24 protein-coding genes are annotated in these 20,517 nt (G+C 60.0%); 10 read left to right on the top strand and 14 right to left on the bottom strand.

What is annotated here, in order from left to right:
• Window positions 1–18: 18 nt before the first annotated feature.
• Window positions 19–1,449: a coniferyl aldehyde dehydrogenase gene (locus tag ACA064_RS29810; RefSeq protein ID WP_497671296.1), complete on the bottom strand. Its 1,431-nt coding sequence runs from the start codon at window positions 1,447–1,449 to the stop codon at window positions 19–21.
• Between the two features lie 146 nt (window positions 1,450–1,595).
• Between ACA064_RS29810 and ACA064_RS29805 the strand changes: the two genes are divergently transcribed.
• Complete coding sequence (locus tag ACA064_RS29805; protein WP_150802966.1) at window positions 1,596–2,267, top strand: TetR/AcrR family transcriptional regulator; 672 nt, start codon at window positions 1,596–1,598, stop codon at window positions 2,265–2,267.
• A 33-nt stretch (window positions 2,268–2,300) separates the two neighbouring features.
• On the top strand, window positions 2,301–3,155 hold the full coding sequence (locus ACA064_RS29800) for a sulfurtransferase (protein WP_497671295.1): 855 nt from the start codon (window positions 2,301–2,303) through the stop codon (window positions 3,153–3,155).
• Window positions 3,156–3,285: 130 nt separating this feature from the next.
• Here the strand turns inward: ACA064_RS29800 and ACA064_RS29795 are convergent, their stop codons facing one another.
• The 7 genes from ACA064_RS29795 to ACA064_RS29765 form a co-directional block, all read right to left on the bottom strand.
• Window positions 3,286–3,615 (bottom strand): AzlD domain-containing protein, encoded by a 330-nt coding sequence (locus ACA064_RS29795; RefSeq protein ID WP_497671294.1) that lies wholly within the window; start codon window positions 3,613–3,615, stop codon window positions 3,286–3,288.
• Window positions 3,612–4,331, bottom strand: coding sequence for an AzlC family ABC transporter permease (locus tag ACA064_RS29790; RefSeq protein ID WP_497671293.1), 720 nt, complete (start codon window positions 4,329–4,331; stop codon window positions 3,612–3,614). The genes ACA064_RS29795 and ACA064_RS29790 overlap by 4 nt, the downstream gene beginning before the upstream one ends.
• A 296-nt stretch (window positions 4,332–4,627) precedes the next feature.
• Window positions 4,628–5,626 (bottom strand): hydrolase, encoded by a 999-nt coding sequence (locus ACA064_RS29785; RefSeq protein ID WP_497671292.1) that lies wholly within the window; start codon window positions 5,624–5,626, stop codon window positions 4,628–4,630.
• A 57-nt stretch (window positions 5,627–5,683) separates the two neighbouring features.
• The gene (gene rsmD, locus ACA064_RS29780; protein ID WP_497671291.1) at window positions 5,684–6,304 is read right to left on the bottom strand and encodes a 16S rRNA (guanine(966)-N(2))-methyltransferase RsmD; all 621 of its coding nucleotides are present in this window, start codon (window positions 6,302–6,304) and stop codon (window positions 5,684–5,686) included.
• Complete coding sequence (locus ACA064_RS29775) at window positions 6,304–7,794, bottom strand: M16 family metallopeptidase (RefSeq protein WP_497671290.1); 1,491 nt, start codon at window positions 7,792–7,794, stop codon at window positions 6,304–6,306. The genes rsmD and ACA064_RS29775 overlap by 1 nt, the downstream gene beginning before the upstream one ends.
• Window positions 7,787–9,142 carry a M16 family metallopeptidase gene (locus ACA064_RS29770; protein ID WP_497671289.1) on the bottom strand — a complete coding sequence of 452 codons (1,356 nt, stop codon included), beginning with the start codon at window positions 9,140–9,142 and terminating at the stop codon, window positions 7,787–7,789. Before ACA064_RS29770 ends, ACA064_RS29775 begins: the two co-directional genes overlap by 8 nt.
• Window positions 9,143–9,343: 201 nt before the next feature.
• Window positions 9,344–9,490: a hypothetical protein gene (locus tag ACA064_RS29765; protein WP_497671288.1), complete on the bottom strand. Its 147-nt coding sequence runs from the start codon at window positions 9,488–9,490 to the stop codon at window positions 9,344–9,346.
• Here ACA064_RS29765 and ftsY point away from each other — a divergent pair.
• The 4 genes from ftsY (at window position 9,489) to rpoH (ending at window position 13,715) form a co-directional block, all read left to right on the top strand.
• Window positions 9,489–11,060 carry a signal recognition particle-docking protein FtsY gene (gene ftsY / locus ACA064_RS29760; protein WP_497671287.1) on the top strand — a complete coding sequence of 524 codons (1,572 nt, stop codon included), beginning with the start codon at window positions 9,489–9,491 and terminating at the stop codon, window positions 11,058–11,060. The genes ACA064_RS29765 and ftsY overlap by 2 nt on opposite strands.
• The gene (gene ftsE, locus ACA064_RS29755) at window positions 11,057–11,728 is read left to right on the top strand and encodes a cell division ATP-binding protein FtsE (RefSeq protein ID WP_497671286.1); all 672 of its coding nucleotides are present in this window, start codon (window positions 11,057–11,059) and stop codon (window positions 11,726–11,728) included. Before ftsY ends, ftsE begins: the two co-directional genes overlap by 4 nt.
• Window positions 11,725–12,747, top strand: a complete 1,023-nt coding sequence (gene ftsX, locus ACA064_RS29750) for a permease-like cell division protein FtsX (RefSeq protein WP_497671285.1) — start codon at window positions 11,725–11,727, stop codon at window positions 12,745–12,747. The genes ftsE and ftsX overlap by 4 nt, the downstream gene beginning before the upstream one ends.
• Before the next feature lie 113 nt (window positions 12,748–12,860).
• The gene (rpoH, locus tag ACA064_RS29745) at window positions 12,861–13,715 is read left to right on the top strand and encodes an RNA polymerase sigma factor RpoH (protein WP_497671284.1); all 855 of its coding nucleotides are present in this window, start codon (window positions 12,861–12,863) and stop codon (window positions 13,713–13,715) included.
• A gap of 225 nt (window positions 13,716–13,940) precedes the next feature.
• Here the strand turns inward: rpoH and mtgA are convergent, their stop codons facing one another.
• On the bottom strand, window positions 13,941–14,663 hold the full coding sequence (gene mtgA / locus ACA064_RS29740) for a monofunctional biosynthetic peptidoglycan transglycosylase (protein ID WP_497671283.1): 723 nt from the start codon (window positions 14,661–14,663) through the stop codon (window positions 13,941–13,943).
• A gap of 74 nt (window positions 14,664–14,737) precedes the next feature.
• Here mtgA and ACA064_RS29735 point away from each other — a divergent pair, with 74 nt between their 5' ends.
• From ACA064_RS29735 to trmB, 4 genes are all read left to right on the top strand, one after another.
• The gene (locus ACA064_RS29735) at window positions 14,738–15,106 is read left to right on the top strand and encodes a DUF423 domain-containing protein (RefSeq protein ID WP_497671282.1); all 369 of its coding nucleotides are present in this window, start codon (window positions 14,738–14,740) and stop codon (window positions 15,104–15,106) included.
• Between the two features lie 202 nt (window positions 15,107–15,308).
• Complete coding sequence (gene thiS / locus ACA064_RS29730; RefSeq protein ID WP_150642303.1) at window positions 15,309–15,509, top strand: sulfur carrier protein ThiS; 201 nt, start codon at window positions 15,309–15,311, stop codon at window positions 15,507–15,509.
• Window positions 15,510–15,570: 61 nt separating this feature from the next.
• The gene (locus ACA064_RS29725) at window positions 15,571–16,365 is read left to right on the top strand and encodes a thiazole synthase (protein ID WP_489358176.1); all 795 of its coding nucleotides are present in this window, start codon (window positions 15,571–15,573) and stop codon (window positions 16,363–16,365) included.
• 9 nt (window positions 16,366–16,374) lie between these two features.
• Complete coding sequence (gene trmB, locus ACA064_RS29720; RefSeq protein WP_497671281.1) at window positions 16,375–17,100, top strand: tRNA (guanosine(46)-N7)-methyltransferase TrmB; 726 nt, start codon at window positions 16,375–16,377, stop codon at window positions 17,098–17,100.
• A 207-nt stretch (window positions 17,101–17,307) separates the two neighbouring features.
• Here trmB and ACA064_RS29715 read toward each other — a convergent pair whose 3' ends face one another.
• Genes ACA064_RS29715 through metW form a run of 5 tightly spaced genes read right to left on the bottom strand, consistent with a single transcriptional unit; the run spans window position 17,308 to window position 20,514 of the window.
• Window positions 17,308–17,631 carry a DUF3392 domain-containing protein gene (locus ACA064_RS29715; protein WP_150642306.1) on the bottom strand — a complete coding sequence of 108 codons (324 nt, stop codon included), beginning with the start codon at window positions 17,629–17,631 and terminating at the stop codon, window positions 17,308–17,310.
• A gap of 9 nt (window positions 17,632–17,640) precedes the next feature.
• Complete coding sequence (gene hemW, locus ACA064_RS29710; protein ID WP_497671280.1) at window positions 17,641–18,843, bottom strand: radical SAM family heme chaperone HemW; 1,203 nt, start codon at window positions 18,841–18,843, stop codon at window positions 17,641–17,643.
• Window positions 18,840–19,433: an RdgB/HAM1 family non-canonical purine NTP pyrophosphatase gene (rdgB, locus tag ACA064_RS29705; protein WP_497671279.1), complete on the bottom strand. Its 594-nt coding sequence runs from the start codon at window positions 19,431–19,433 to the stop codon at window positions 18,840–18,842. The genes hemW and rdgB overlap by 4 nt, the downstream gene beginning before the upstream one ends.
• Window positions 19,433–19,867: a DUF4426 domain-containing protein gene (locus ACA064_RS29700; protein ID WP_497671278.1), complete on the bottom strand. Its 435-nt coding sequence runs from the start codon at window positions 19,865–19,867 to the stop codon at window positions 19,433–19,435. Before ACA064_RS29700 ends, rdgB begins: the two co-directional genes overlap by 1 nt.
• 26 nt (window positions 19,868–19,893) lie before the next feature.
• Window positions 19,894–20,514, bottom strand: coding sequence for a methionine biosynthesis protein MetW (metW, locus tag ACA064_RS29695; RefSeq protein WP_497671277.1), 621 nt, complete (start codon window positions 20,512–20,514; stop codon window positions 19,894–19,896).
• Window positions 20,515–20,517: the final 3 nt, after the last annotated feature.

Here is a 20,517-nt window from a genome sequence, read left to right as displayed (position 1 = left end):
TACCCGACGACAGTAGGGTTAGCGGATAAACAGCTTCTGAATCAGCTTCTGGATGGATTTGCCGTAAGGCGGATAAATCAACTTCGCGACATTCAACCGCTGTTTGATCAGTACGCCCTTGGCCTTGCTGAACGTCAGGAAGCCTTCACGGCCGTGGTAATGGCCCATTCCCGAGGCACCGATGCCGCCGAACGGCAAGTCATCCTGAGCGACATGCAGCAGGGTGTCGTTGATGCAAACGCCACCGGAGTGGGTCTCATCGAGCACGCGGCGTTGCTCGGTCTTGTCGTAGCCGAAGTAGTAGAGCGCCAGCGGCCGCGGCCGTTGGTTGATGTAGGCAAAAGCCTGATCCAGACCCTTGTAGGGCACGATGGGCAGCAGCGGGCCGAAGATTTCGTCCTGCATCACGGTCATCTCGTCGTTGACGTTCAGCAACAGGCTGTGGCCCATGCGCCGGCCCTGGTTCTGCTCGAACAGCGGGATCAGCAGCGCGCCCTTGCTGGTGGCGTCACTGATATAGCCGTTGAGCCGCGCCAGTTGCCGGTCATTGATGATGGCGGTGTAGTCCGGGTTATCGGCAAGTTCCGGATAAAACCCACGCACGGCCTTGCGATAGGCTTCGACGAAGGCGTCTACGCGATCCTCGGGTATCAGCACGTAATCCGGTGCGACACAGGTTTGTCCGGCGTTCAGGGTTTTGCCAAAGGCGATGCGTTCGGCGGCATCCTTGAGCGGTACGTCGGCGGAGACGATGGCCGGGGACTTGCCGCCCAGTTCCAGAGTCACCGGAGTCAGATGTTCCGCCGCCGCGCGCATCACCTGTTTGCCGATACTGGTGGCGCCGGTGAACAGCAGGTGATCGAAGCGCAGTCGGGAAAAGGCCATGCCGACCTCGGCTTCCCCCAGTACCACGCAGACCAGATCTTCTGGAAAGACCCGCGCCAGCAATTGCTTGAGCAGTTGCCCGGTGGCTGGCGTCGATTCGCTGAGCTTGAGCATCACCCGGTTACCGGCGGACAACGCACCGACCAACGGGCCAATGGCAAGGTAAAGCGGATAGTTCCACGGCACGATCACTCCGACCACGCCCAGCGGCTGATAGATGACCTTGGCCGAGGCCGGCTGGAAGGCCACACCCACCGAGCGCCGGGACGCTTTCATCCAGCCTTTGAGGTGTTTGCTGGCGTAGTGAATGCCGTGCAGGCTGGGCATCAGCTCGGCGAGCAAGGTTTCATCGGCGCTGCGATGACTGAAGTCCTGGCTGATGGCGTCGATCAATGCCTGGCGTTCGTCGCTCAATACCTCCCGCAGGGCCTTGAGCCACTGCTGGCGTTGCGCGGCTGGCGGCATCGGGTTGGCTGCGTAGGCCTGGCGCTGGGCGGTAAACAGGCGGTGGAGCTCGTCCAGTTGCGGTTGGGTGTCTTGCAGGTAGGCAATATCGGCAGACATGGAGGGCTCCTTTTTATTTTAGTGACTGGATTTTTAGAGTCTATACTCTAAAAAGTCAAATAACATCCCTCGACAGCTTTGATTTATCCGATCCGGGATAGGTCGTAAGATGGTCGGCAACGCACTATGAATTAAAGCCCAAGCCCATGGCCCCACGGATAAAAACCAGCGAGCGCATCGTCCAGAACAGCCTGGAGTTGTTCAATCAGCAGGGTGAACGCAGCGTCAGCACTAACCATATCGCCGCCCACATGGAGATTTCTCCGGGCAACCTGTACTACCACTTCCCCAACAAGCAGGCGATCATCGCCGTACTGTTCAGTGAATACGAAAGCCTGGTCGACAGCTTTTTGCGTCCACCCCAAGGCCGCGCTGCCACGGTCGAAGACAAACGGTATTACCTGCAAGCGCTGCTCGCCGCCATGTGGCGCTATCGCTTCCTGCACCGGGATCTCGAGCACCTGCTCGACAGCGATGCGGAACTGGCTGACCGTTATCGACGTTTTTCCCAGCGTTGTTTGATTCAGGGTGGAGCCATTTATGAGGGCTTCGTCGAGGCCGGCATTCTGCGAATGGACAAGGTCCAGATCGAGTCTCTTACCCTCAACGCCTGGATCATCCTGACCTCCTGGGTACGCTTTCTCTGCACCACGCGGGAAAATTCCACGCATCTGAGTGAAGAAGCGATCAAGCGCGGGGTCTATCAGGTGCTGGTGCTGGAAGCCGGATTTGTCACGGACCAGGCGCGGGACGCGGTGAATGCGTTATTCGAGGAGTTTTATGTGCCATTGGCGCAGGCGCTGGAAGAAGTGCAGTAGGATTGACCTATGACCTCATCACAGGAGCCCGCTATGCCCATTGCGCAATTGATCAGCCCTGAAGCTCTGGACCAAAAAAAGGAACAGGAAGGGCTGGTGATTCTGGATTGCCGTTTTGCCCTCGAAGACCCGGACTACGGCCAGCGCAGTTATGCCGAAGGGCATATCGCCGGTTCTTCTTTCGCGGATCTGGAGCGTGATCTCAGTGGTCGGGTGGTCAAGGGCGTGACCGGGCGTCATCCACTGCCCGATCCTGCAAAGCTGATTGAGCGCTTGCAGGCCTGGGGTATCAATGCCGACAGCGATGTCGTGCTGTATGACGACGGCCCTGGCGCCTTTGCCGCGCGCGCCTGGTGGCTGCTGGCCTGGCTGGGCAAGCGCGACGGAGTATTTATCCTCGACGGCGGTTTGAAGGCCTGGCATGCGGCCGGTTTGCCATTAAGTCTGGACGCGCCTGGTACTGAGCCGGGCAGCTTTACCGGTAAACCCGACAACTCGCTGCTAATGAGCGCCGAACAGCTGCAAAAGCGCCTCGGCCGGCCGACCCTGACCTTGCTCGATGCTCGCGCCCAGCCACGATTCCGTGGCGAAGTGGAGCCGATCGACCCCGTGGCCGGGCATATCCCCGGCGCACAATGCGCGGCATTCAGCGAAAACCTGGGCAGCGACGGGCGGTTCTTGCCGGCGGACCAGCTCAAACAACGTTTCGCCGCGAAGCTGGGTGACCGTTCACCGAGTGAGCTGGTGGTGTATTGCGGTTCCGGTGTGACGGCGTGCCATAACCTGTTTGCGTTGTGTCTGGCGGGCTATCCGTTGGCCAGTTTGTACGCGGGATCCTGGAGTGAGTGGATTACCGATCCCCAGCGTGGGGTTGCGAAGGGCGATTGAAGCCAGGTCCGCTTCCATATCGAGTGTGCAGTGAAAAGATCGCAGCCTGTCGGCAGCTCCTACAGAATCGCGTCGTGTACAAATCCCGTAGGAGCTGCCGCAGGCTGCGATCTTTTCGGGCATACCCGGATCAAATCGGCAACTGCCCCATCATCCATCGCAACAAAAAGAACACCAGCATCCCGCCGCCAATGGTCGCCAGCAAATGCCGGGTCAACGCGGCAATGGCGATCGCCGCCAGCCCCGCGAGCAAATACGCATTACTCAAGTTCAGCGCCCAATGCTCACCATCGGGCAGCAGCATGCCTGGCACCACAATGGCGGTGAGCACCGCTGTCGGCACATAGTGCAAGCCCTGGCGCACCAGCGGCGGGAAGCTCAGGTTTGGCCAGGCGAACAAACTGTAGCGCAGCACAAAGGTAATCGCCGTCATGCCGAAAATCAGCCACCAGTAGCTCATGAGTGCAACTCCTTGCCCGACCGGGTCGCCAACTGTCGACGTTCCAGCACAACGCCCATGGCAATCCCGCTGAACGCAGCCGCCATCAGCCCGAGTTTGTAGGGCCAGTTGTAAGTCATCAACGCCACGGCACCCGCCGCCAAGGCAGCAGCCACTTGCGGTTTATTGCGCAGCAACGGCACAACGATGCCGATAAAGGTCGCCAGCATGGCGAACTCAAGCCCCCAACTGGCCAAATCCGGTACCGCCTGGCCGAACAGCACGCCGACCAGCGAGCTGAGGACCCAGCAGAGGTACAGCGAACTGGCCACACCGAGCCAATACCAATGCGCCAGCGGCCGATCCCCGTGCAGTAGATAGAAGCGCTGGACAACGGCAAAGGTTTCATCAGTCAGCCAGAACGCCAATAACACCCGCCAGCGTTGCGGCAACTGGCTGGCGTGGGGCTGCAACGTGGCGCTGTAGAGCACATGGCGCAGGTTGACGATAAAAGTCGTCAACAGAATCACCACGGCGCTGGCGCCCGCGCCGAACAGGCTGATAACGATGAATTGCGCGGAACCGGCGTAGACGAACAGCGACATGCCGACCGCCTGCCATAACGTCAGGCCGGCGGCGCCAGCCAGAGTGCCGAAGATCAGCCCGAACGGCAAAATGCCAACGGCCATGGCAAAGCTGTCGCGGATACCTCGGGAAAAAAGCTGCTTACGGGTCATCAAGACTCTCCTTATTGCCCGCATCTTAGGCAGTCGGATTGAGTCCGTCTTGAACGATCTTGCGCTGTGGCCAAAAAGATCGCAGCCCTCGTGCCGAGCGCAAACCTGTGGCCAGGGAGCTTGCTGTGGCGAGGGGGCTTGCCCCCGCTCGGCTGCGAAGCAGTCGTAAAATCGGTGAATACGTTTTATCTGATCAACCGCGCTGACTGATTTCGGGACCTATATCGCGCTCCAGCGGGGGCAAGTCCCCTCGCCACAATGGATCATCATGCCCGACGTCATAGGCCCAATAAACGCTACCTGTGACCTGCACCGGTCAGCCATTGCGGGATCCTGCGCTCCAGGTAGTAGCCAGGATTACGCAAGGTTCCATCGACAAAACCGACGTGCCCGCCCCTGGCCTGCAATTCGAATTCTGTGGTCGACGATAGCTCGCCGGCCTGCGGCAGGCTGTGGGGGAAGACGAAAGGATCGTCAGCGGCCTGGATGATCAGGGTCGGTGTGCGGATGGCGCCGAGAAAGTAGCGACTGGACGCGCGCCGGTAATAGTCCTCTGCATCGACAAACCCGTTAAGCGGCGCGGTGACCCGCCCGTCGAAATCCCAGAAGGTCCGCATGTTGTCCAGCGAGCCCAGCTGCGCCAGAGTCGCCAGGCCTTCGTGGCGGCCGTCATGCTGGAATTGCCGCTGCTTGTTTTTGATATAGGCGAGCATCTGACGCATGAAGTGCGCCTGATAGACCCGGGAAAAACCCTGGCCGATACGGTCGGCGCACTGGTCGAGACGAAAGGGCACCGAAACCGCCACCGCGCCCAGCAGTTCGCTGTTGTCGCCGGTTTCCCCCAAATGCTTGAGCAGCACATTGCCGCCCAGCGAATAGCCCACCGCATACAAGGGAGCCAATGGTCGCTGTGCCCGCAAATGGCTGATTACTGCCGCCAGGTCTTCACTGGCACCGGAGTGATAACTGCGCGCCAGCAGGTTGGGTTCGCCGGAGCAGCCGCGCCAGTTCAGCGCCACACTGCCCCAGCCCTGAGCCGCCAGGGCCTTTTGCAGGCCGGCTACATAGGGCGAGTTCGAGGAGCCGGTCAGCCCGTGCAATACCAGCACCAAAGGCGCATCAAGGCTATGAGGGCCATGCCAGTCGAGGTCGAGGAAGTCGCCGTCCTCAAGCCACAGCCGTTCGCGTTGTCGATCGAGATGGGTGGTTTTGCGCCACAGCGGGCCCCACAAGGTTTGCAGGTGCGGATTGCCCAAGCCCTGGGCAGGGGTGAAACGATCTGAAGCTGTTGGCACGGCGGTTCTCGATGCAGCGGTGCGTACCTGGGCACGCACCTTTTTCAGGCCGGTCGATTAACCGGCTGTCTCTGCCATACGTTGCCACAATGCATAGTAGACCCGCCCGGATTTCTGCTCCCGATGCAGGCGCCAGCTGGCCGGAAGGCCGAGGGTCGAGGGTGCGGTTTCGCTTTCGGTATAGATCCAGGCGTTGTCGGCCAGCCACTGGCGCTCTTCGAGCAAAGCACAGACGACGGGCAGCAGGTTCTGGTTGAAGGGCGGATCGAGAAACACCAGATCGAACGCCATCGCCGGCTGGCTTTCCAGATAACGCAAGGCGTCGGCGGTCTGCACCTGGCCCGTGGTGCAGCGCAGGGTGCCCAGGTGTTCGCGCAGGCTGGACACGGCGATGTTGCTGCTGTCCAGCGCCTGGCCCATGGCGGCGCCACGGGACAGCGCTTCAAGGAACAACGCGCCACTGCCGGCGAACGGGTCGAGCACTTTGGCCCCGGCCACGTACGGTGCGAGCCAGTTGAACAGGGTTTCACGAACCCGGTCCGGCGTCGGGCGCAGGCCCGGAGCGTCGGGGAAGCTCAGGCGACGGCTACGCCATTCGCCGCCGATGATGCGCAATTGGTTAACGCCGTTATGGACGTTATGAAGCGGTTTCTTGCTGGGACGCGATGGGCTGGCCATTAATGCTCCGGAACCCCGAGCGGCTGCTCGGCGGGTTTATCAGTAGGGGCCGGTAACGGCTTTTGTGGCACGGTCGGACCAGCGCTGACGATGACCATCTTGTCGGTACTCAGGTGGTTATTCAGTGCGGTCTTGACCTGCTCGACGGTCAGGCTCTGGGACTGCTGCATGAAGTCTTCAAGGTAGCTGAGCGGCAGGTTATAGAACCCCATGGCACCCAGTTGCCCGACGATATCGGCATTGCTGGCGGTCGACAGCGGAAAGCTGCCGGCCAGTTCACGCTTGGCATCGTCCAGTTCTTTCTGGCTCGGACCGGTTTTCAGGTAATCGGCGAGAACGTCCTGGACCAGTTTCAGCGTGCCTTCGCTCATTTCGGCGCGGGTTTGCAGGTTGATCATGAACGGCCCGCGAGCCTGCATCGGGGTGAAGCCGGAGTATACGCCGTAAGTCAGGCCACGCTTCTCGCGGACTTCGCTCATCAGGCGCGTACCGAATCCGCCACCACCGAGGATCTGATTGCCCAGGGACAGCGCCGCGTAGTCCGGATCGTCACGGTCGATGCCCAATTGCGCAAGCATCAGATTGGTCTGATTGGACGGGAACTCGATATGGCCGATACTGGCCTTGGGCTCAATCGGGGGTTCGATCTTGGCCAGCGCCGGGCCTTTGGGCAGTGCGCTGGAGACTTGTGCGGCAATGGCCTCGGCTTCGCTGCGCGACAGGTCGCCGACCAGCGCGATCACTACATTGCCGGCGGCATAGGCCTTGGCGTGGAATGCCTTCAGCTGAGTGAGGGTGATGGGCGGAACGCTTTTCGCTGTGCCGTCGCTGGAGTGGGCGTAAGGGTGATCGCCGTACAAACGATTCATCAGTTCAAGGCTCGCCAGTTTGCCGGGACTCTGTTTCTGGTATTCGAAACCGGCGAGCATCTGGTTCTTGATTCGCGCCAGGGAATCGGCTGGGAAGGTCGGTTTACCCACCACTTCGGCAAACAGCTTCAAGGCCGGTTCGCGTTTATCCACCGCGCTGAGGCTGCGCAGCGTAGCAACGGCCATGTCTTTGAAAGCGCCATTGCCGAAATCGGCACCGAGGCCTTCGAAACCTTCGGCGATCCCGCCGACGTCTTTGCCGGCGATGCCCTCGTTGAGCATGGCGTTGGTCAGCAATGCCAGACCGGGCGCAGTGCCATCCTGGCTGCTGCCGGCAGCAAAGGTCAGGCGCATGTCGAACATTGGCAGTTCGCGGGCTTCAACGAACAGCACCTTGGCGCCTTCGGCGGTTTTCCAGGTCTGTACGTCCAGCGCCCGGCGGCCAGGCGCCTTGCCATCAAGTTCGGCCAACGATTGCAGCGTCTTGCTGGCCTTGGCCTTATCCAGCGCCTGGCTGGCATCGGATTCGCTCGGGCGACTGAGATAGAAACCCAGCGAGCCTAGCAGTGCGACGAGCACCAGGCCGATCAGGGCCAGGCGTGATTTTTTGCGCTCACTCATGGGCGGTCTCCTCGGGCAGTACATGCGCAACGCTGAGACGTTCGCGGGTGAAATAAGTGCGGGCGGCGTTCTGGATGTCTTGCGGGGTCACGCTTTTCAGCTCGTCGAGCTCGGTGTCCATCAGTTTCCAGGACAGGCCGACGGTTTCCAGTTGGCCGATGGCGGTGGCCTGACTGGTGATCGAGTCCCGTTCGTAGACCAGGCCGGCGATCACCTGGGCGCGGACACGTTCCAGCTCTTCAGCCGTTGGCGCGGTGGTTTTCAGCTGATCGAGCAGGCGCCACAGACCGGTTTCGACCTGGGCCATGGTCTTGTTTTTCTGGGTGTTGGGCGTTGCGGAGAGCGTGAACAGACTGTCGCCGCGGGTGTAGGCGTCGTAATTCGACGAACCGCCGGAGACCAGTTCTTCGCCGCGCTCCAGCTGGGTCGGGATGCGTGCACTGTAACCGCCGTCCAGCAGGGCGGAGATCAGCCGCAAGGCATTCACCGAGCGCTTGTCCACCGCAGTGGCAATGCTTGGCACATTGAAGCCGAGCATCAGGCTTGGCAGTTGGGTCTTCACGTGCAGGGTTATCTGGCGTTCGCCGGGCTCGGCCAGTTCCAGAGGGATCTTCGCCGGGGGGACGTCACGCTTGGCGATCGGACCGAAGTAGCGCTGCGCCAGGGCCTTGACCTCATCCGGGGTCACGTCGCCGACCACCACCAGCGTGGCGTTGTTCGGGACATACCAGGACGTGTACCAGTTGCGCAGCTCCTCGACTTTCATCCGGTCCAGGTCAGCCATCCAGCCGATGGTCGGCGTGTGGTAGCCGCTTGCCGGGTAGGCCATGGCCTTGAAACGCTCGTAGGCCTTGGACATGGGTTTGTCGTCGGTGCGCAGGCGGCGCTCTTCTTTGATCACTTCGATTTCGCGGCTGAACTCGTCGGCCGGCAGGCGCAGGCTGGCCATGCGGTCGGCTTCCAGCTCGAAGGCCACGGCCAGGCGGTCGCGGGCCAGTACCTGGTAATAAGCGGTGAAATCGTCGCTGGTGAAGGCGTTCTCTTCGGCGCCGAGATCGCGCAGGATCAACGAGGCTTCGCCTGGGCCGACTTTCTCGCTGCCCTTGAACATCATGTGCTCCAGAGCATGGGACAAACCGGTCTGGCCCGGGGTTTCATAGCTGGAGCCGACCTTGTACCAGACCTGCGAAACCACCACGGGTGCGCGATGGTCTTCGCGCACGACCACTTTAAGGCCGTTGTCGAGGGTGAACTCATGGGTGGGTTGAGGATCGGCAGCCAAAGCTGAAAGGGGCAGACAAACTGTGCTGAGCAGCAGGCCTGCGGCGCGGCGGGCTAGAGCATTCATTCGTTTTTAAACCTGTTGAGCTGCCCGCGTGATCTTAGCGTCGGCGGGCGAGAGGGTGCTAGGATACTGATCGATTTTACTGGCGGCCACGCCTATCAGGCCTTTGATCGGTCAGCAGGTTGTATGAGTTTCCGGCAGAAGCTTTGAATTTGTCAGCTAAACTCTGGGTTTTCGCCGACGATGCCGTTCCAGTCCTTCGTATTAGTCGACCTTTGAGGTGCCATTTAGCACCTCGACAAAATGTTGCGCGTGAACAAGCTGGGTAAATAACAGTCTGTTCTGCATCGAATATTTATTTGCCGAGGCGCCACATTGGCGCGTCGCTACCTTGAGATAGCCGTCATCCATGTTTGGTTCCAACGACGACAAGAAGACCCCAGCTGCGGCTGGCGAGAAAAAAGGCCTGTTCGGATGGCTGCGCAAAAAGCCGCAGGAAACCGTCGTCGAACAGCCGCAAGCCAATTCTGAGCCAGTTCCTGAGCCGGCTGACGCCACGCCGGTTGTAGAAGTACTCGCTCCAGTAGTTTTGCCCGTTGCCGAGCCGGTGCTTCAGCCGGTAGTCGAGCCTGCACCGGTTGCACCCGCGCTGCCGATTACGCCTGCCGAGCATAAGCCGTGGCTGGTTCTGCCCGTGCCGGAAGAACCGGTCGGGTTGGTCGAAGATGAGTTGGCGCCGCATATCACCCCGCCGATTCCTGCGCCGACAGCCATTCAACAAGCGGTACAGCTGCTGGTCGCTGAGCCAGTTGTGGTCGTTGAGCCTGTTGCTGCTGAACCTGTGGTTGACGAGCCTGATATTCCACAGCCGGTGATTGCTGCATTTGTGGCTCCGGAACCTGTCGCGGCACCAGCTCCTGTTGCACCTGTTATTGCACCCGTAGCTGTTGCACCTGTTGCACCTGTTGCACCTGTTGCGCCAGTACCCAGCGCGCCCGTCGAATCGCCGGTAGCCGCGGAACCCGCCCGCACCAGCAGCGAAGAAAACAAAGTCGGTTTCTTTGCCCGCCTCAAGCAAGGCCTGTCCAAGACCAGTGCCAGCATCGGTGAGGGCATGGCCAGCCTGTTCCTTGGCAAGAAGCTGATTGATGACGAACTGCTCGAAGACATCGAAACCCGTCTGCTGACGGCCGACGTCGGCGTCGAAGCGACTTCGGTGATCATCCAGAGCCTGACCCAGAAGGTCGCGCGCAAACAGCTGGCCGACGCCGATGCGCTGTACAAATCCCTGCAGGCCGAGCTCGCGGCCATGCTCAAACCAGTCGAGAAGCCGCTGAACATCATCTCGCAGAACAAGCCGTTCGTGATTCTGGTGGTCGGCGTCAACGGTGCCGGTAAAACCACCACCATTGGCAAACTGGCGAAGAAGCTGCAGCTCGAAGGCAAGAAAGTCATGCTCGCGGCCGGTGATACCTTCCGCGCGGCGGCAGTCGAGCAGTTGCAGGTATGGGGCGAGCGCAACAAGATTCCGGTGATCGCCCAGCACACAGGGGCTGATTCCGCCTCGGTGATTTTCGACGCGGTACAGGCCGCCAAAGCCCGTGGCATCGACGTATTGATTGCCGACACCGCCGGTCGCCTGCACACCAAAGACAACCTGATGGAAGAACTGAAGAAGGTTCGCCGGGTTATCAGCAAACTCGATGCCGATGCGCCGCACGAAGTGCTGCTGGTGCTCGACGCCGGTACGGGTCAGAACGCGATCAGCCAGGCCAAACAATTCCATCAGACGGTCGAGCTGACCGGTCTTGCCTTGACTAAGCTCGACGGTACGGCCAAAGGCGGGGTGATCTTTGCCCTGGCCAAGCAATTTGGCCTGCCCATTCGCTACATCGGTGTCGGTGAAAGCATCGATGATTTGCGTACTTTTGAAGCCGAACCCTTTGTCCAGGCACTGTTTGCCGAGCGGGAGCGTTCATGATTCGTTTCGAACAGGTCGGTAAGCGCTATCCGAATGGTCACGTCGGCTTGCATGAGCTGAGCTTTCGAGTCCGTCGGGGCGAGTTCTTGTTTGTCACCGGCCATTCCGGCGCCGGTAAAAGCACCTTGCTGCGACTGTTGTTGGCCATGGAGCGTCCGACCACCGGCAAACTGCTGTTGGCCGGTCAGGATCTGGGGCAGATCAGCAACGCACAGATTCCTTACCTGCGGCGGCAGATCGGCGTGGTGTTCCAGAACCACCAGTTGCTGTTCGACCGCACGATTTTCAACAATATTGCCTTGCCGTTGCAGATTCTCGGGCTGTCCAAGGCCGAGATCACCAAGCGCGTGGATTCGGCCCTGGAGCGCGTGGCGCTTTCGGACAAGACCGATCTGTACCCTGGCGATCTGTCCACCGGTCAGCAACAGCGCGTTGGCATCGCCCGCGCCATCGTTCACCGTCCGGCGTTGCTGCTGGCGGACGAACCGACCGGTAACCTCGACCCGCGTCTGGCGGCAGAAATCATGGGTGTATTCGAAGACATCAACCGGCTGGGCACCAGCGTGCTGATTGCCAGTCACGACTTGGCGCTGATTGCCCGCATGCGCCATCGCATGCTGACGCTGCAGCGCGGCCGGTTGATCGGCGACGGGGAGGCTGGGGTATGAGTGCGACACGCAGTCCGAAAGTTTCCGAACGTGTGGCGCCCAAAGCCGCCGACCCGCAACCGTCGAAGAAAAAACGCGATGAGGACGACGGTCCGGATTTCAGCACCTTGCTGCATGCCTGGATCGAAAGTCATCGGGCCAGCATGATGGACAGCCTGCGTCGCCTGGCCAGGCAGCCGGTCGGCAGCTTTTTCACCTGTCTGGTGATGGCGGTTGCCCTGAGCTTGCCAATGGGGCTGTCACTTTTGCTGAATAACGTTGAGCGTCTCGGTGGTTCCTGGCAGCGTGCGGCGCAAATTTCCCTGTACCTGCAACTCGATGCCAGCACCAGCGAAGGCGAGCAGTTGCGCGAGCAGATCAAAGGCCTGCCGGGTGTTGCGGAGGCCGAATACATTAGCCGTGAGCAGGCCCTGGAGGAGTTTCAGCAACAGTCCGGCCTGGGCGAGGCGCTCAAGGAGTTGCCGCAGAATCCGTTGCCGGGCGTGGTCCTGGTGACCCCGAACGAAATCGACAAGCCCGCCCTTGAAGCATTAAGACAAAAACTTTCCGAACTGCCGAAGGTACAACAGGCACAACTTGATCTAGTCTGGGTCGAACGTCTGGCAGCGATCCTCAAGCTCGGCGACCGATTTGTCTTCGGTCTGACGGTGCTTCTGGTTTCTGCATTACTTTTGGTGATAGGCAATACCATTCGTCTTCATATTGAAAACCGCCGCACAGAGATAGAAGTGATTAAACTGGTCGGCGGCACTGACAGCTATGTGCGTAGGCCCTTTCTGTATATGGGTGCGCTTTATGGCTTCGGTGCGGGAATTCTCTCCTGGGGCGTACTGGCGTTCGGCCTCGATTGGCTGAACGATGCGGTGGTCGGGCTGGCTGGACTGTATGGCAGTGATTTTGCGCTGGGCGGTGTGCCGGTCGCCGATGGTCTGTCACTCTTGCTTGGCGCGGTGCTGTTGGGGTATATCGGTGCATGGATTGCGGTAGCCCGCCACTTGCGGGAGCTTGCACCGAAATAATGTCTTTTTGCTTGTATTGACTTTTCAGCTTTCTAGGGAACTTGTCTTTCGGTTTCCGGTCAATTTTCGCAGTGCTGAACTGCACGAGTTATGTGAGTCGGAGGTTTTTTCGTATGACCACTTCTTTGCAACCTGCATATGCTTTAGTCCCGGGTGCGAACCTGGAGGCTTATGTGCACACGGTGAACAGCATTCCATTGCTGACGCCGGAGCAGGAGCGTGAACTGGCCGAGAGTCTCTACTATGAGCAGGATTTGGGGGCGGCTCGGCAGATGGTGCTCGCCCACCTGCGTTTTGTTGTACATATTGCCCGCAGCTATTCCGGCTACGGCCTGGCCCAGGCTGACCTGATCCAGGAAGGCAACGTCGGCCTGATGAAAGCGGTAAAACGCTTCAACCCGGAAATGGGCGTGCGTCTGGTGTCGTTCGCCGTGCACTGGATCAAGGCTGAAATCCACGAGTTCATCCTGCGCAACTGGCGCATCGTCAAGGTCGCGACCACCAAGGCCCAGCGCAAGCTGTTCTTCAACCTGCGCGGTCAGAAAAAACGTCTGGCCTGGCTGAACAACGAGGAAGTCCATCGCGTGGCGGAGAGCCTCGGCGTAGAGCCGCGGGAAGTGCGCGAGATGGAAAGTCGTCTGACCGGCCATGACATGGCGTTCGATCCGGCTGCGGAAGCGGACGACGACAGCGCCTTCCAGTCACCGGCCAACTATCTGGAAGACCACCGGTACGACCCGGCTCGTCAACTGGAAGATGCCGACTGGAGCGACAACTCGAATCACAACCTGCACGAAGCGCTTGAAGTGCTGGACGACCGCAGCCGCGACATTCTCTACCAGCGTTGGTTGGCGGAAGAGAAATCCACGCTGCATGACCTGGCGCAGAAGTACAACGTGTCGGCCGAGCGTATTCGTCAGCTTGAAAAGAGCGCGATGAACAAGCTCAAGTTGTCGATCGCCGCTTAACTGCAGCGATAAGCAATAAAAAAACGCCCTGATCATTGATTGGGGCGTTTTTGTTTGTGCTCGGAAATCCTGGTCGACGCAAACTAAATGTGGGAGGGAGCTTGCTCGCGATGAGGGCATAACAGTCGCCAGTGATGTGACTGTCAGACCGCTATCGTCGGAACGCCGCCCGGAGCAAGCTCGCTCCCACATTTTGATCTTCTGTGCTTACAAGCTAGTGCTCGGCTATTGAGACCAGGGCGCCCTGCGCGAATCGTTCAGCCCGGCCAGATAACCCTCGCCACCCAACTGCCCCATCTGTCGACGAATCCAGCCGGCGCGGCGTGCCACATAGCTGCTTGGATGACCGGCACTCCACGCTCGCGGGCTGGGCAGTACGGCCGCCAGCAGGCTGGCTTGCTGGCGCGACAGTGAGGCTGCGCCAACACCGAAGTGATGCCGGGCCGCCGCTTCGGCGCCAAAGACCCCGGAATCCCATTCCACGCTGTTGAGGTAGACCTCAAGAATCCGCTGCTTGGGCCAGAGTATTTCGATCAGTCCGGTAAACCATGCCTCCAGCCCTTTGCGCAACCAGCTGCGCCCGGACCACAGAAACAGGTTCTTCGAGACTTGCTGGCTCAGGGTGCTGGCACCACGGATCGAGCCGCCGCGTTCGTTATGGGCAAACGCCGCCTGAATCGCACCGAAATCAAAGCCCCAGTGTTCGGAGAATTTCTGGTCCTCGCCGGCAATCACCGCGATTTTCAGGTGGTCAGAGATCTTCTCCCATGGCTGCCAGTCGCGTTGCAGGTCGATCGGCTCGCCGTCGAACCAGGATTCGACCTTGCGCTCGACCATCAGCGCCGATCCCGGTGGCGGCACGAAGCGAAACACCAGCACTAGCAACACGCTGCCAGCTGCGAACCAGAGCAGGGCTTTGGTGAATCGACGAAAAAATAAACGCAGCATAGAGATGGCTTGGCCGAACCCGTTGAGCGGGCCATTATACAGACCCTGCTGAATGATTCTGACTGGAGTTCTACATGCTGCGTGGCTTTCTGATGCTGGTTGCCTTCTTCGGATTTACCGGAGTCGCCCTCGGCGCGTTTGCCGCCCACAGCCTGAAAAATCGCCTGAGTGCGGAATATCTGGCGATTTTTCACACAGGGGTCACCTATCAGTTGGTGCATACCTTGGCGTTGCTGGGCGTTGCACTGCTGGCCACTCAAATACCCGGGCGGCTGATGACATGGGCCGGCGCCTCGTTTGTCATCGGCATTCTGTTGTTCTCCGGCAGCTTGTATCTGCTGACGATGACAGGCATCAGCAAGCTTGGCATCGTCACACCCTTCGGTGGCTTGGCATTCCTGGTCGGTTGGTTGTGCCTGGGCCTTGCCGCCTGGCGGTTGTAGGAGCGAGCTTGCTCGCGAAAAACGTCGGGGCAACGCGTATAACGTATAAGCAGGAAACACGCGTTATCGTTGACGTCCATCGCGAGCAAGCTCGCTCCTACAGGGGTCATGACACGCCTGTCCATTTCATGACGAATGGCTTGGGTCGGCCTGACTGATCGGGCTAGAATGCTGACCCCTAAAAATGATGACGGCATCCGGTATGCGCATTCAGTTGAACGGTGAATCCTTTGAACTGCCCGACGGCGAAACCGTCGCGGCCCTGCTGACCCGTCTGGATCTGACCGGACGCCGGGTGGCGGTCGAACTCAATCTGGACATCGTCCCGCGCAGCCAGCATGCCGAGACCGCGCTCAATGAGGGCGATCAGGTCGAAGTGGTCCACGCCATAGGCGGCGGCTAGGCCTCCCGGCAATTCAGCACTAAAGCATTCTGCAGAACCTCACCCCATCAGAGGATTTCCCATGAGCAACGTTCGTAGCGATAAGCCCTTCGTCCTGGCCGGTCGTACTTACCAGTCGCGTTTGCTGGTAGGCACCGGCAAGTACCGCGACATGGAAGAGACCCGCCTGGCTATCGAAGCCTCGGGCGCGGAAATCGTCACCGTTGCCGTGCGCCGGACCAACATCGGCCAGAACCCGGGTGAACCGAACCTGCTCGACATCCTGCCGCCGGATCGTTACACCATCCTGCCGAACACCGCCGGTTGCTATGACGCGATCGAAGCCGTGCGCACCTGCCGTCTGGCCCGTGAACTGCTGGATGGCCACAACCTGGTCAAGCTGGAAGTCCTGGCTGATCAGAAGACCCTGTTTCCCAACGTGATCGAAACCCTCAAGGCCGCGGAAATACTGGTCAAGGATGGTTTCGACGTGATGGTCTACACCAGCGATGACCCGATTATTGCCCGGCAACTGGAGCAAATCGGCTGCATCGCCGTGATGCCACTGGCTGGTCTCATCGGTACCGGGCTGGGAATCTGCAACCCGTACAACCTGCGGATCATCCTCGAAGAAGCCAATATCCCGGTGCTGGTGGATGCCGGTGTGGGTACCGCTTCCGACGCCACCATTGCCATGGAGCTGGGTTGCGAAGCGGTGCTGATGAACTCGGCCATCGCCAATGCGCAACAGCCGATCATGATGGCTGAAGCCATGAAGCACGCCATTGTTGCAGGTCGTCTGGCTTACCTCGCCGGGCGCATGCCGAAAAAACTCTATGCCAGCGCCTCCTCGCCGCTGGATGGTCTGATCAAGTAAGAGCCATTGATGACTGAATCAAACGACACGCCTATCGCGCCTGCAGAAGGCGAAGAACGCCAGCACCGCCGCATCAAGAGTTTCGTAATGCGCGCCGGGCGTATGACCGAAGGCCAGCAGAAAGGTCTGGAGCAAGGTACGCCGCTGTTCGTTCTGCCACTGGCCGATGCGCCGGTGGACTTCGGCCAGGTGTTCGGTCGCTCGGCGCCGCGCACCCTGGAAATCGGTTTCGGCATGGGTCATTCGTTGCTGGAAATGGCTGCAGCTTCACCTGAGCAGGATTTCATCGGCGTTGAAGTCCACCGTCCGGGTGTCGGTGCGCTGCTCAATGGCGTGCTGACTCAGGGCCTGACCAACCTGCGGGTCTACGATTGCGACGCGATCGAAGTGCTCAACCGTTGTATTGCCGATAACAGTCTCGATCGCCTGCTGCTGTTCTTCCCGGACCCGTGGCACAAGAGTCGTCACCACAAACGTCGCATCGTTCAGGCGTCCTTCGCCGAACTGGTGCGAAGCAAGTTGAAAGTCGGCGGTGTGCTGCATATGGCGACCGATTGGGAACCCTATGCCGAGTACATGCTGGAAGTCATGGACGTCGCGCCGGGCTACCGCAACCTCGCTGAAGACGGCAAATGCGTACCGCGCCCGACCGAACGGCCGATCACCAAGTTTGAACGCCGTGGCGAGCGTTTAGGGCATGGGGTTTGGGATTTGAAGTTCGAAAAACAGTCTTAAGTCGTAACGCAACCTAATGTGGGAGCGGGCTTGCTGTGGCGAGGGGGCTTGCCCCCGTTCGGCTGCGAAGCAGTCGTAAAACCATTCCGCGCGGTGTACCTGATCTAGCGCGGTGGCTGGTTTTGGGGCCGCTTCGCGACCCAGCGCGGGCAAGCCCGCTCGCCACAGCAGGCTCGCTCCCACATTTGTTTTGGGTTGTGTTCGGGCTTAGCGGCGGTCTGCTACGACCCCGATCAACACCAGCACCACCAGCAACACCGGCGCCAGGCTGTAGTTGTTGAACTGACTCAGGCCTTTGATGATCCAGGGTGTTGCGTAGATCAGTGCAACGCCGCTGCCGACCATGCACAGCAGGGCCATCAGTGGTACGCGCAGGGCGCCGGCAATGCCGCCCAGGCGTTGTTCGACCCAGCCTTTGATGTCCGCGCCGAACAGCACCAGCAGGCAGCCGACCAGCGCCAGAGAGATTTCCGAAAGGTTGCTGCGGCTCCAGCGGGATACAGTGGCGAGCAGGTCAAGTATCAAATCCATTCGATTTCCTTAGATCAGAAAATATTGCAGCAAGTCATTGAGGAACAGCTGCCCGCGGGCGGTGGCTGCCAGGCGTGTGGGTTCGACCTGCAATAAGCCACTTTGTTCTGCTTGCCGGCGCGCGTCGGCCAGGCTTTCCAGGCTGAGCCCGGTACGCTGGGCGTACAACGCGGCATCGACGCCATCGGTCAGGCGCAAGGCGTTCATCAGGAATTCGAACGGCAACTCTTCGTTACTCAGGGATTTCTCGCCAGCCTGAAAGCTCTTTGCCGGATTGAGGTAATCCTTGGGCAGTCGGGTTTTCCAGGTGCGCACGATACGCCCGTCGGGATGGCTGAGTTTGCCGTGGGCGCCTGCACCGATGCCGATGAAGTCGCCAAAACTCCAGTAATTAAGGTTATGCCGCGCCGGGCGTCCGGGCTGGGCATAGGCGGAGACTTCGTATTGGGCGTAACCGTGCTCGGCCAACAGTGCCTGGCCGGCCTCCTGAATGTCCCACAAGGTGTCGTCTTCGGGCAGGGTCGGCGGCTGGTTCCAGAACACCGTGTTCGGTTCCAGGGTCAGCTGATACCAGGACAAGTGGGTCGGCTTCAGCGCGATAGCCTGGCGCAAATCGCTCAGGGCATCGTCCAGGGACTGATCGGGCAAGCCGTGCATCAGGTCCAGGTTGAAGTTGTCGAAGCCCGCCTGGCGAGCCATACCGGCGGCACGTACGGCTTCATCGCCATTGTGGATCCGGCCCAGCGCCTTGAGTTTTTCTTCCTGGAAACTCTGAATGCCGATCGACAAGCGATTGATGCCCAGGGCGCGATAAGCGACGAACTTTTCCTGCTCGAAGGTCCCGGGGTTGGCTTCCAGGGTGATCTCGATGTCGCTGGCAAACGGGATGCGTTGTTCTACGCCTTTGAGCAGGCGGCCCAAGGCGTCGGCGCTGAACAGGCTGGGCGTGCCGCCGCCGAAAAAGATCGAACTCAGTTCGCGGCCGTAGACGGCGTGCAGGTCCTGATCAAGGTCGGCCAACAGTGCGTCGACGTATTCCTGTTCCGGCAGCACGGGGCTTGCGGTATGGGAGTTGAAGTCGCAATACGGGCATTTGCGTACACACCAGGGAATGTGAATGTACAGCGCCAGGGGCGGCAGCTGGGGCAGGGCCGCGCGAGGCGTTTGCGCGCCGCCGAAAATCAGCGGCTGCGCGGATGAATCCTTAGTCATGCCAGCCCCAGACGCTGACGCAGCAGGGCCATGGCACGGGCGCGATGGCTCAGTTGGTTTTTCTCGCTCGGGCTCAGCTCGGCGCTGGAGCAATTGCGCTCCGGGACCCAGAACAGCGGGTCATAGCCGAAACCGTGTGCCCCGCTGGCGGCAGGCAGGATACGGCCATGCCACAGCCCTTCGCAGAGAATCGGTAGCGGATCATCGGCGTGACGAACCAGGGCCAGCACGCAAACGAACTGCGCGCCGCGCTCGTCTTGCGGCACATCCTTCAACACCTCCAGCAGCTTGGCGTTGTTCGCCGCGTCGCCCTGGCCATCGGCGTAGCGTGCGGAGTAGATACCGGGCGCGCCACCGAGAAAATCCACCGCCAGCCCCGAATCGTCGGCCAACGCCGGCATACCGGAAATGCGCGCGGCATTGCGCGCCTTGAGGATGGCGTTTTCGACGAACGACAGGCCGGTTTCTTCCGGTTCGACGCTGCTGAACTCGCCAATCGAGCGCAAATGCACGGACTCACCGAGCATGGCCTGGAGTTCTTTGAGTTTGCCGGCGTTATGGCTGGCCAATACGAGTTGCGTGAAGTTCATTATTCGCCCGGGAATAGCTCTTGGTTGAAACTGAAGCTGTTGGTTTTGCCGCCAGTTTTAACGTTGATCGTGAAAGTGCGGGTTTCCTGTTGGTCCACAGGGAACTGCGCAATGTAATAGATCGCGCCTTGCTCGGTGATCTGCTTGAACTTCAGCGGGATGGGTGCGCTGATGAGGTCCTTGACCGTGCCGCTGACGTCAGAGACCAGCGGTTTGCCGTCCTTGAGCACGGAGACATTGATTACGCCCTGATTCTTGCTGCGCACCAGTTCGGCGGCTTTGGCGATGTCCGGCTGGATGAACGTCGAGTTGAAGGTGTTGTAGTGCACGGTGACGTCACCGAACACTTCCTTGCGTTCGCCTTTGATGACATCGGCCGCCACAGCGGTCAGGCTTAGACAGGTACTGAGTAGAAAAATAGCCAAGCGACCCATGTTCGTTCTCCTCGAAGTAGCGTGGTTTATACCGCGACCCTGTGATCCTGGAGGCCGGGGCTGCTGACGCGGTAAATGCCGATTTCACCTAATAGATTAGGCCATAGCTTACTGGCCCACCCATGTCGATGTTGTTGATCGACGGCAAGCCGATCGATGACCCGCGCTTTGCGCTCACGGCACAGCTCTTCGAAGTCGCCAAAAGTGCAGAAGTGGATGTTCGGCGTGTTGTACCAGGTATACGGCAGGAAGTCCGAAACGGGCATCCGGCCTTTGCTGGCCAGGTACCAACGGCAGCGCCAGTGACCGAAATTGGGGAAGGTGATGATGCATTGGCGACCGACCCGCAGCATTTCATCGAGGATTCGGTCCGGGTAGTGCACGGCTTGCAGCGCCTGCGTCATGACCACGACATCGAAGCTGTTGCTGGCAAAGTTGCCCAGCCCCTTGTCCAGATCCTGTTCGATGACGTTGATGCCTTTGGCGACGCACTCGGCAATGTTGTCCGGGTCGTTTTCCAGGCCATAGCCGGTGACTTGCTTGTTGTCCCGCAGCCAAGTGAGCAGTTCGCCATCGCCGCAACCGAGGTCGAGCACGCGGCTGCCGGCGGGGATCCAGTCTTGGATGATTTCCAGGTCGGCTCTCATGGC

The organism is Pseudomonas sp. LBUM1658 (assembly GCF_059716055.1).
The sequence above is the reverse complement of the archived record's forward strand: the minus strand, read 5'-3'. Positions and strand labels throughout refer to the sequence as shown.

Coding starts and splice junctions, on each gene's coding strand:
- ACA064_RS29735 (WP_497671282.1), top strand. CDS start 14,738: ATGCTGCGTGGCTTTCTGATGCTGGTTGCCTTCTTCGGATTTACCGGA.
- ACA064_RS29805 (WP_150802966.1), top strand. CDS start 1,596: ATGGCCCCACGGATAAAAACCAGCGAGCGCATCGTCCAGAACAGCCTG.
- ACA064_RS29700 (WP_497671278.1), bottom strand. CDS start 19,867: ATGGGTCGCTTGGCTATTTTTCTACTCAGTACCTGTCTAAGCCTGACC.
- ftsY (WP_497671287.1), top strand. CDS start 9,489: ATGTTTGGTTCCAACGACGACAAGAAGACCCCAGCTGCGGCTGGCGAG.
- ACA064_RS29800 (WP_497671295.1), top strand. CDS start 2,301: ATGCCCATTGCGCAATTGATCAGCCCTGAAGCTCTGGACCAAAAAAAG.
- ACA064_RS29810 (WP_497671296.1), bottom strand. CDS start 1,449: ATGTCTGCCGATATTGCCTACCTGCAAGACACCCAACCGCAACTGGAC.
- hemW (WP_497671280.1), bottom strand. CDS start 18,843: ATGACTAAGGATTCATCCGCGCAGCCGCTGATTTTCGGCGGCGCGCAA.
- mtgA (WP_497671283.1), bottom strand. CDS start 14,663: ATGCTGCGTTTATTTTTTCGTCGATTCACCAAAGCCCTGCTCTGGTTC.
- rpoH (WP_497671284.1), top strand. CDS start 12,861: ATGACCACTTCTTTGCAACCTGCATATGCTTTAGTCCCGGGTGCGAAC.
- ACA064_RS29715 (WP_150642306.1), bottom strand. CDS start 17,631: ATGGATTTGATACTTGACCTGCTCGCCACTGTATCCCGCTGGAGCCGC.
- ACA064_RS29775 (WP_497671290.1), bottom strand. CDS start 7,794: ATGAGTGAGCGCAAAAAATCACGCCTGGCCCTGATCGGCCTGGTGCTC.
- ACA064_RS29790 (WP_497671293.1), bottom strand. CDS start 4,331: ATGACCCGTAAGCAGCTTTTTTCCCGAGGTATCCGCGACAGCTTTGCC.
- ftsE (WP_497671286.1), top strand. CDS start 11,057: ATGATTCGTTTCGAACAGGTCGGTAAGCGCTATCCGAATGGTCACGTC.
- ACA064_RS29725 (WP_489358176.1), top strand. CDS start 15,571: ATGAGCAACGTTCGTAGCGATAAGCCCTTCGTCCTGGCCGGTCGTACT.
- ACA064_RS29765 (WP_497671288.1), bottom strand. CDS start 9,490: ATGGATGACGGCTATCTCAAGGTAGCGACGCGCCAATGTGGCGCCTCG.
- ftsX (WP_497671285.1), top strand. CDS start 11,725: ATGAGTGCGACACGCAGTCCGAAAGTTTCCGAACGTGTGGCGCCCAAA.
- ACA064_RS29770 (WP_497671289.1), bottom strand. CDS start 9,142: ATGAATGCTCTAGCCCGCCGCGCCGCAGGCCTGCTGCTCAGCACAGTT.
- ACA064_RS29795 (WP_497671294.1), bottom strand. CDS start 3,615: ATGAGCTACTGGTGGCTGATTTTCGGCATGACGGCGATTACCTTTGTG.
- thiS (WP_150642303.1), top strand. CDS start 15,309: ATGCGCATTCAGTTGAACGGTGAATCCTTTGAACTGCCCGACGGCGAA.
- rsmD (WP_497671291.1), bottom strand. CDS start 6,304: ATGGCCAGCCCATCGCGTCCCAGCAAGAAACCGCTTCATAACGTCCAT.
- trmB (WP_497671281.1), top strand. CDS start 16,375: ATGACTGAATCAAACGACACGCCTATCGCGCCTGCAGAAGGCGAAGAA.
- rdgB (WP_497671279.1), bottom strand. CDS start 19,433: ATGAACTTCACGCAACTCGTATTGGCCAGCCATAACGCCGGCAAACTC.
- metW (WP_497671277.1), bottom strand. CDS start 20,514: ATGAGAGCCGACCTGGAAATCATCCAAGACTGGATCCCCGCCGGCAGC.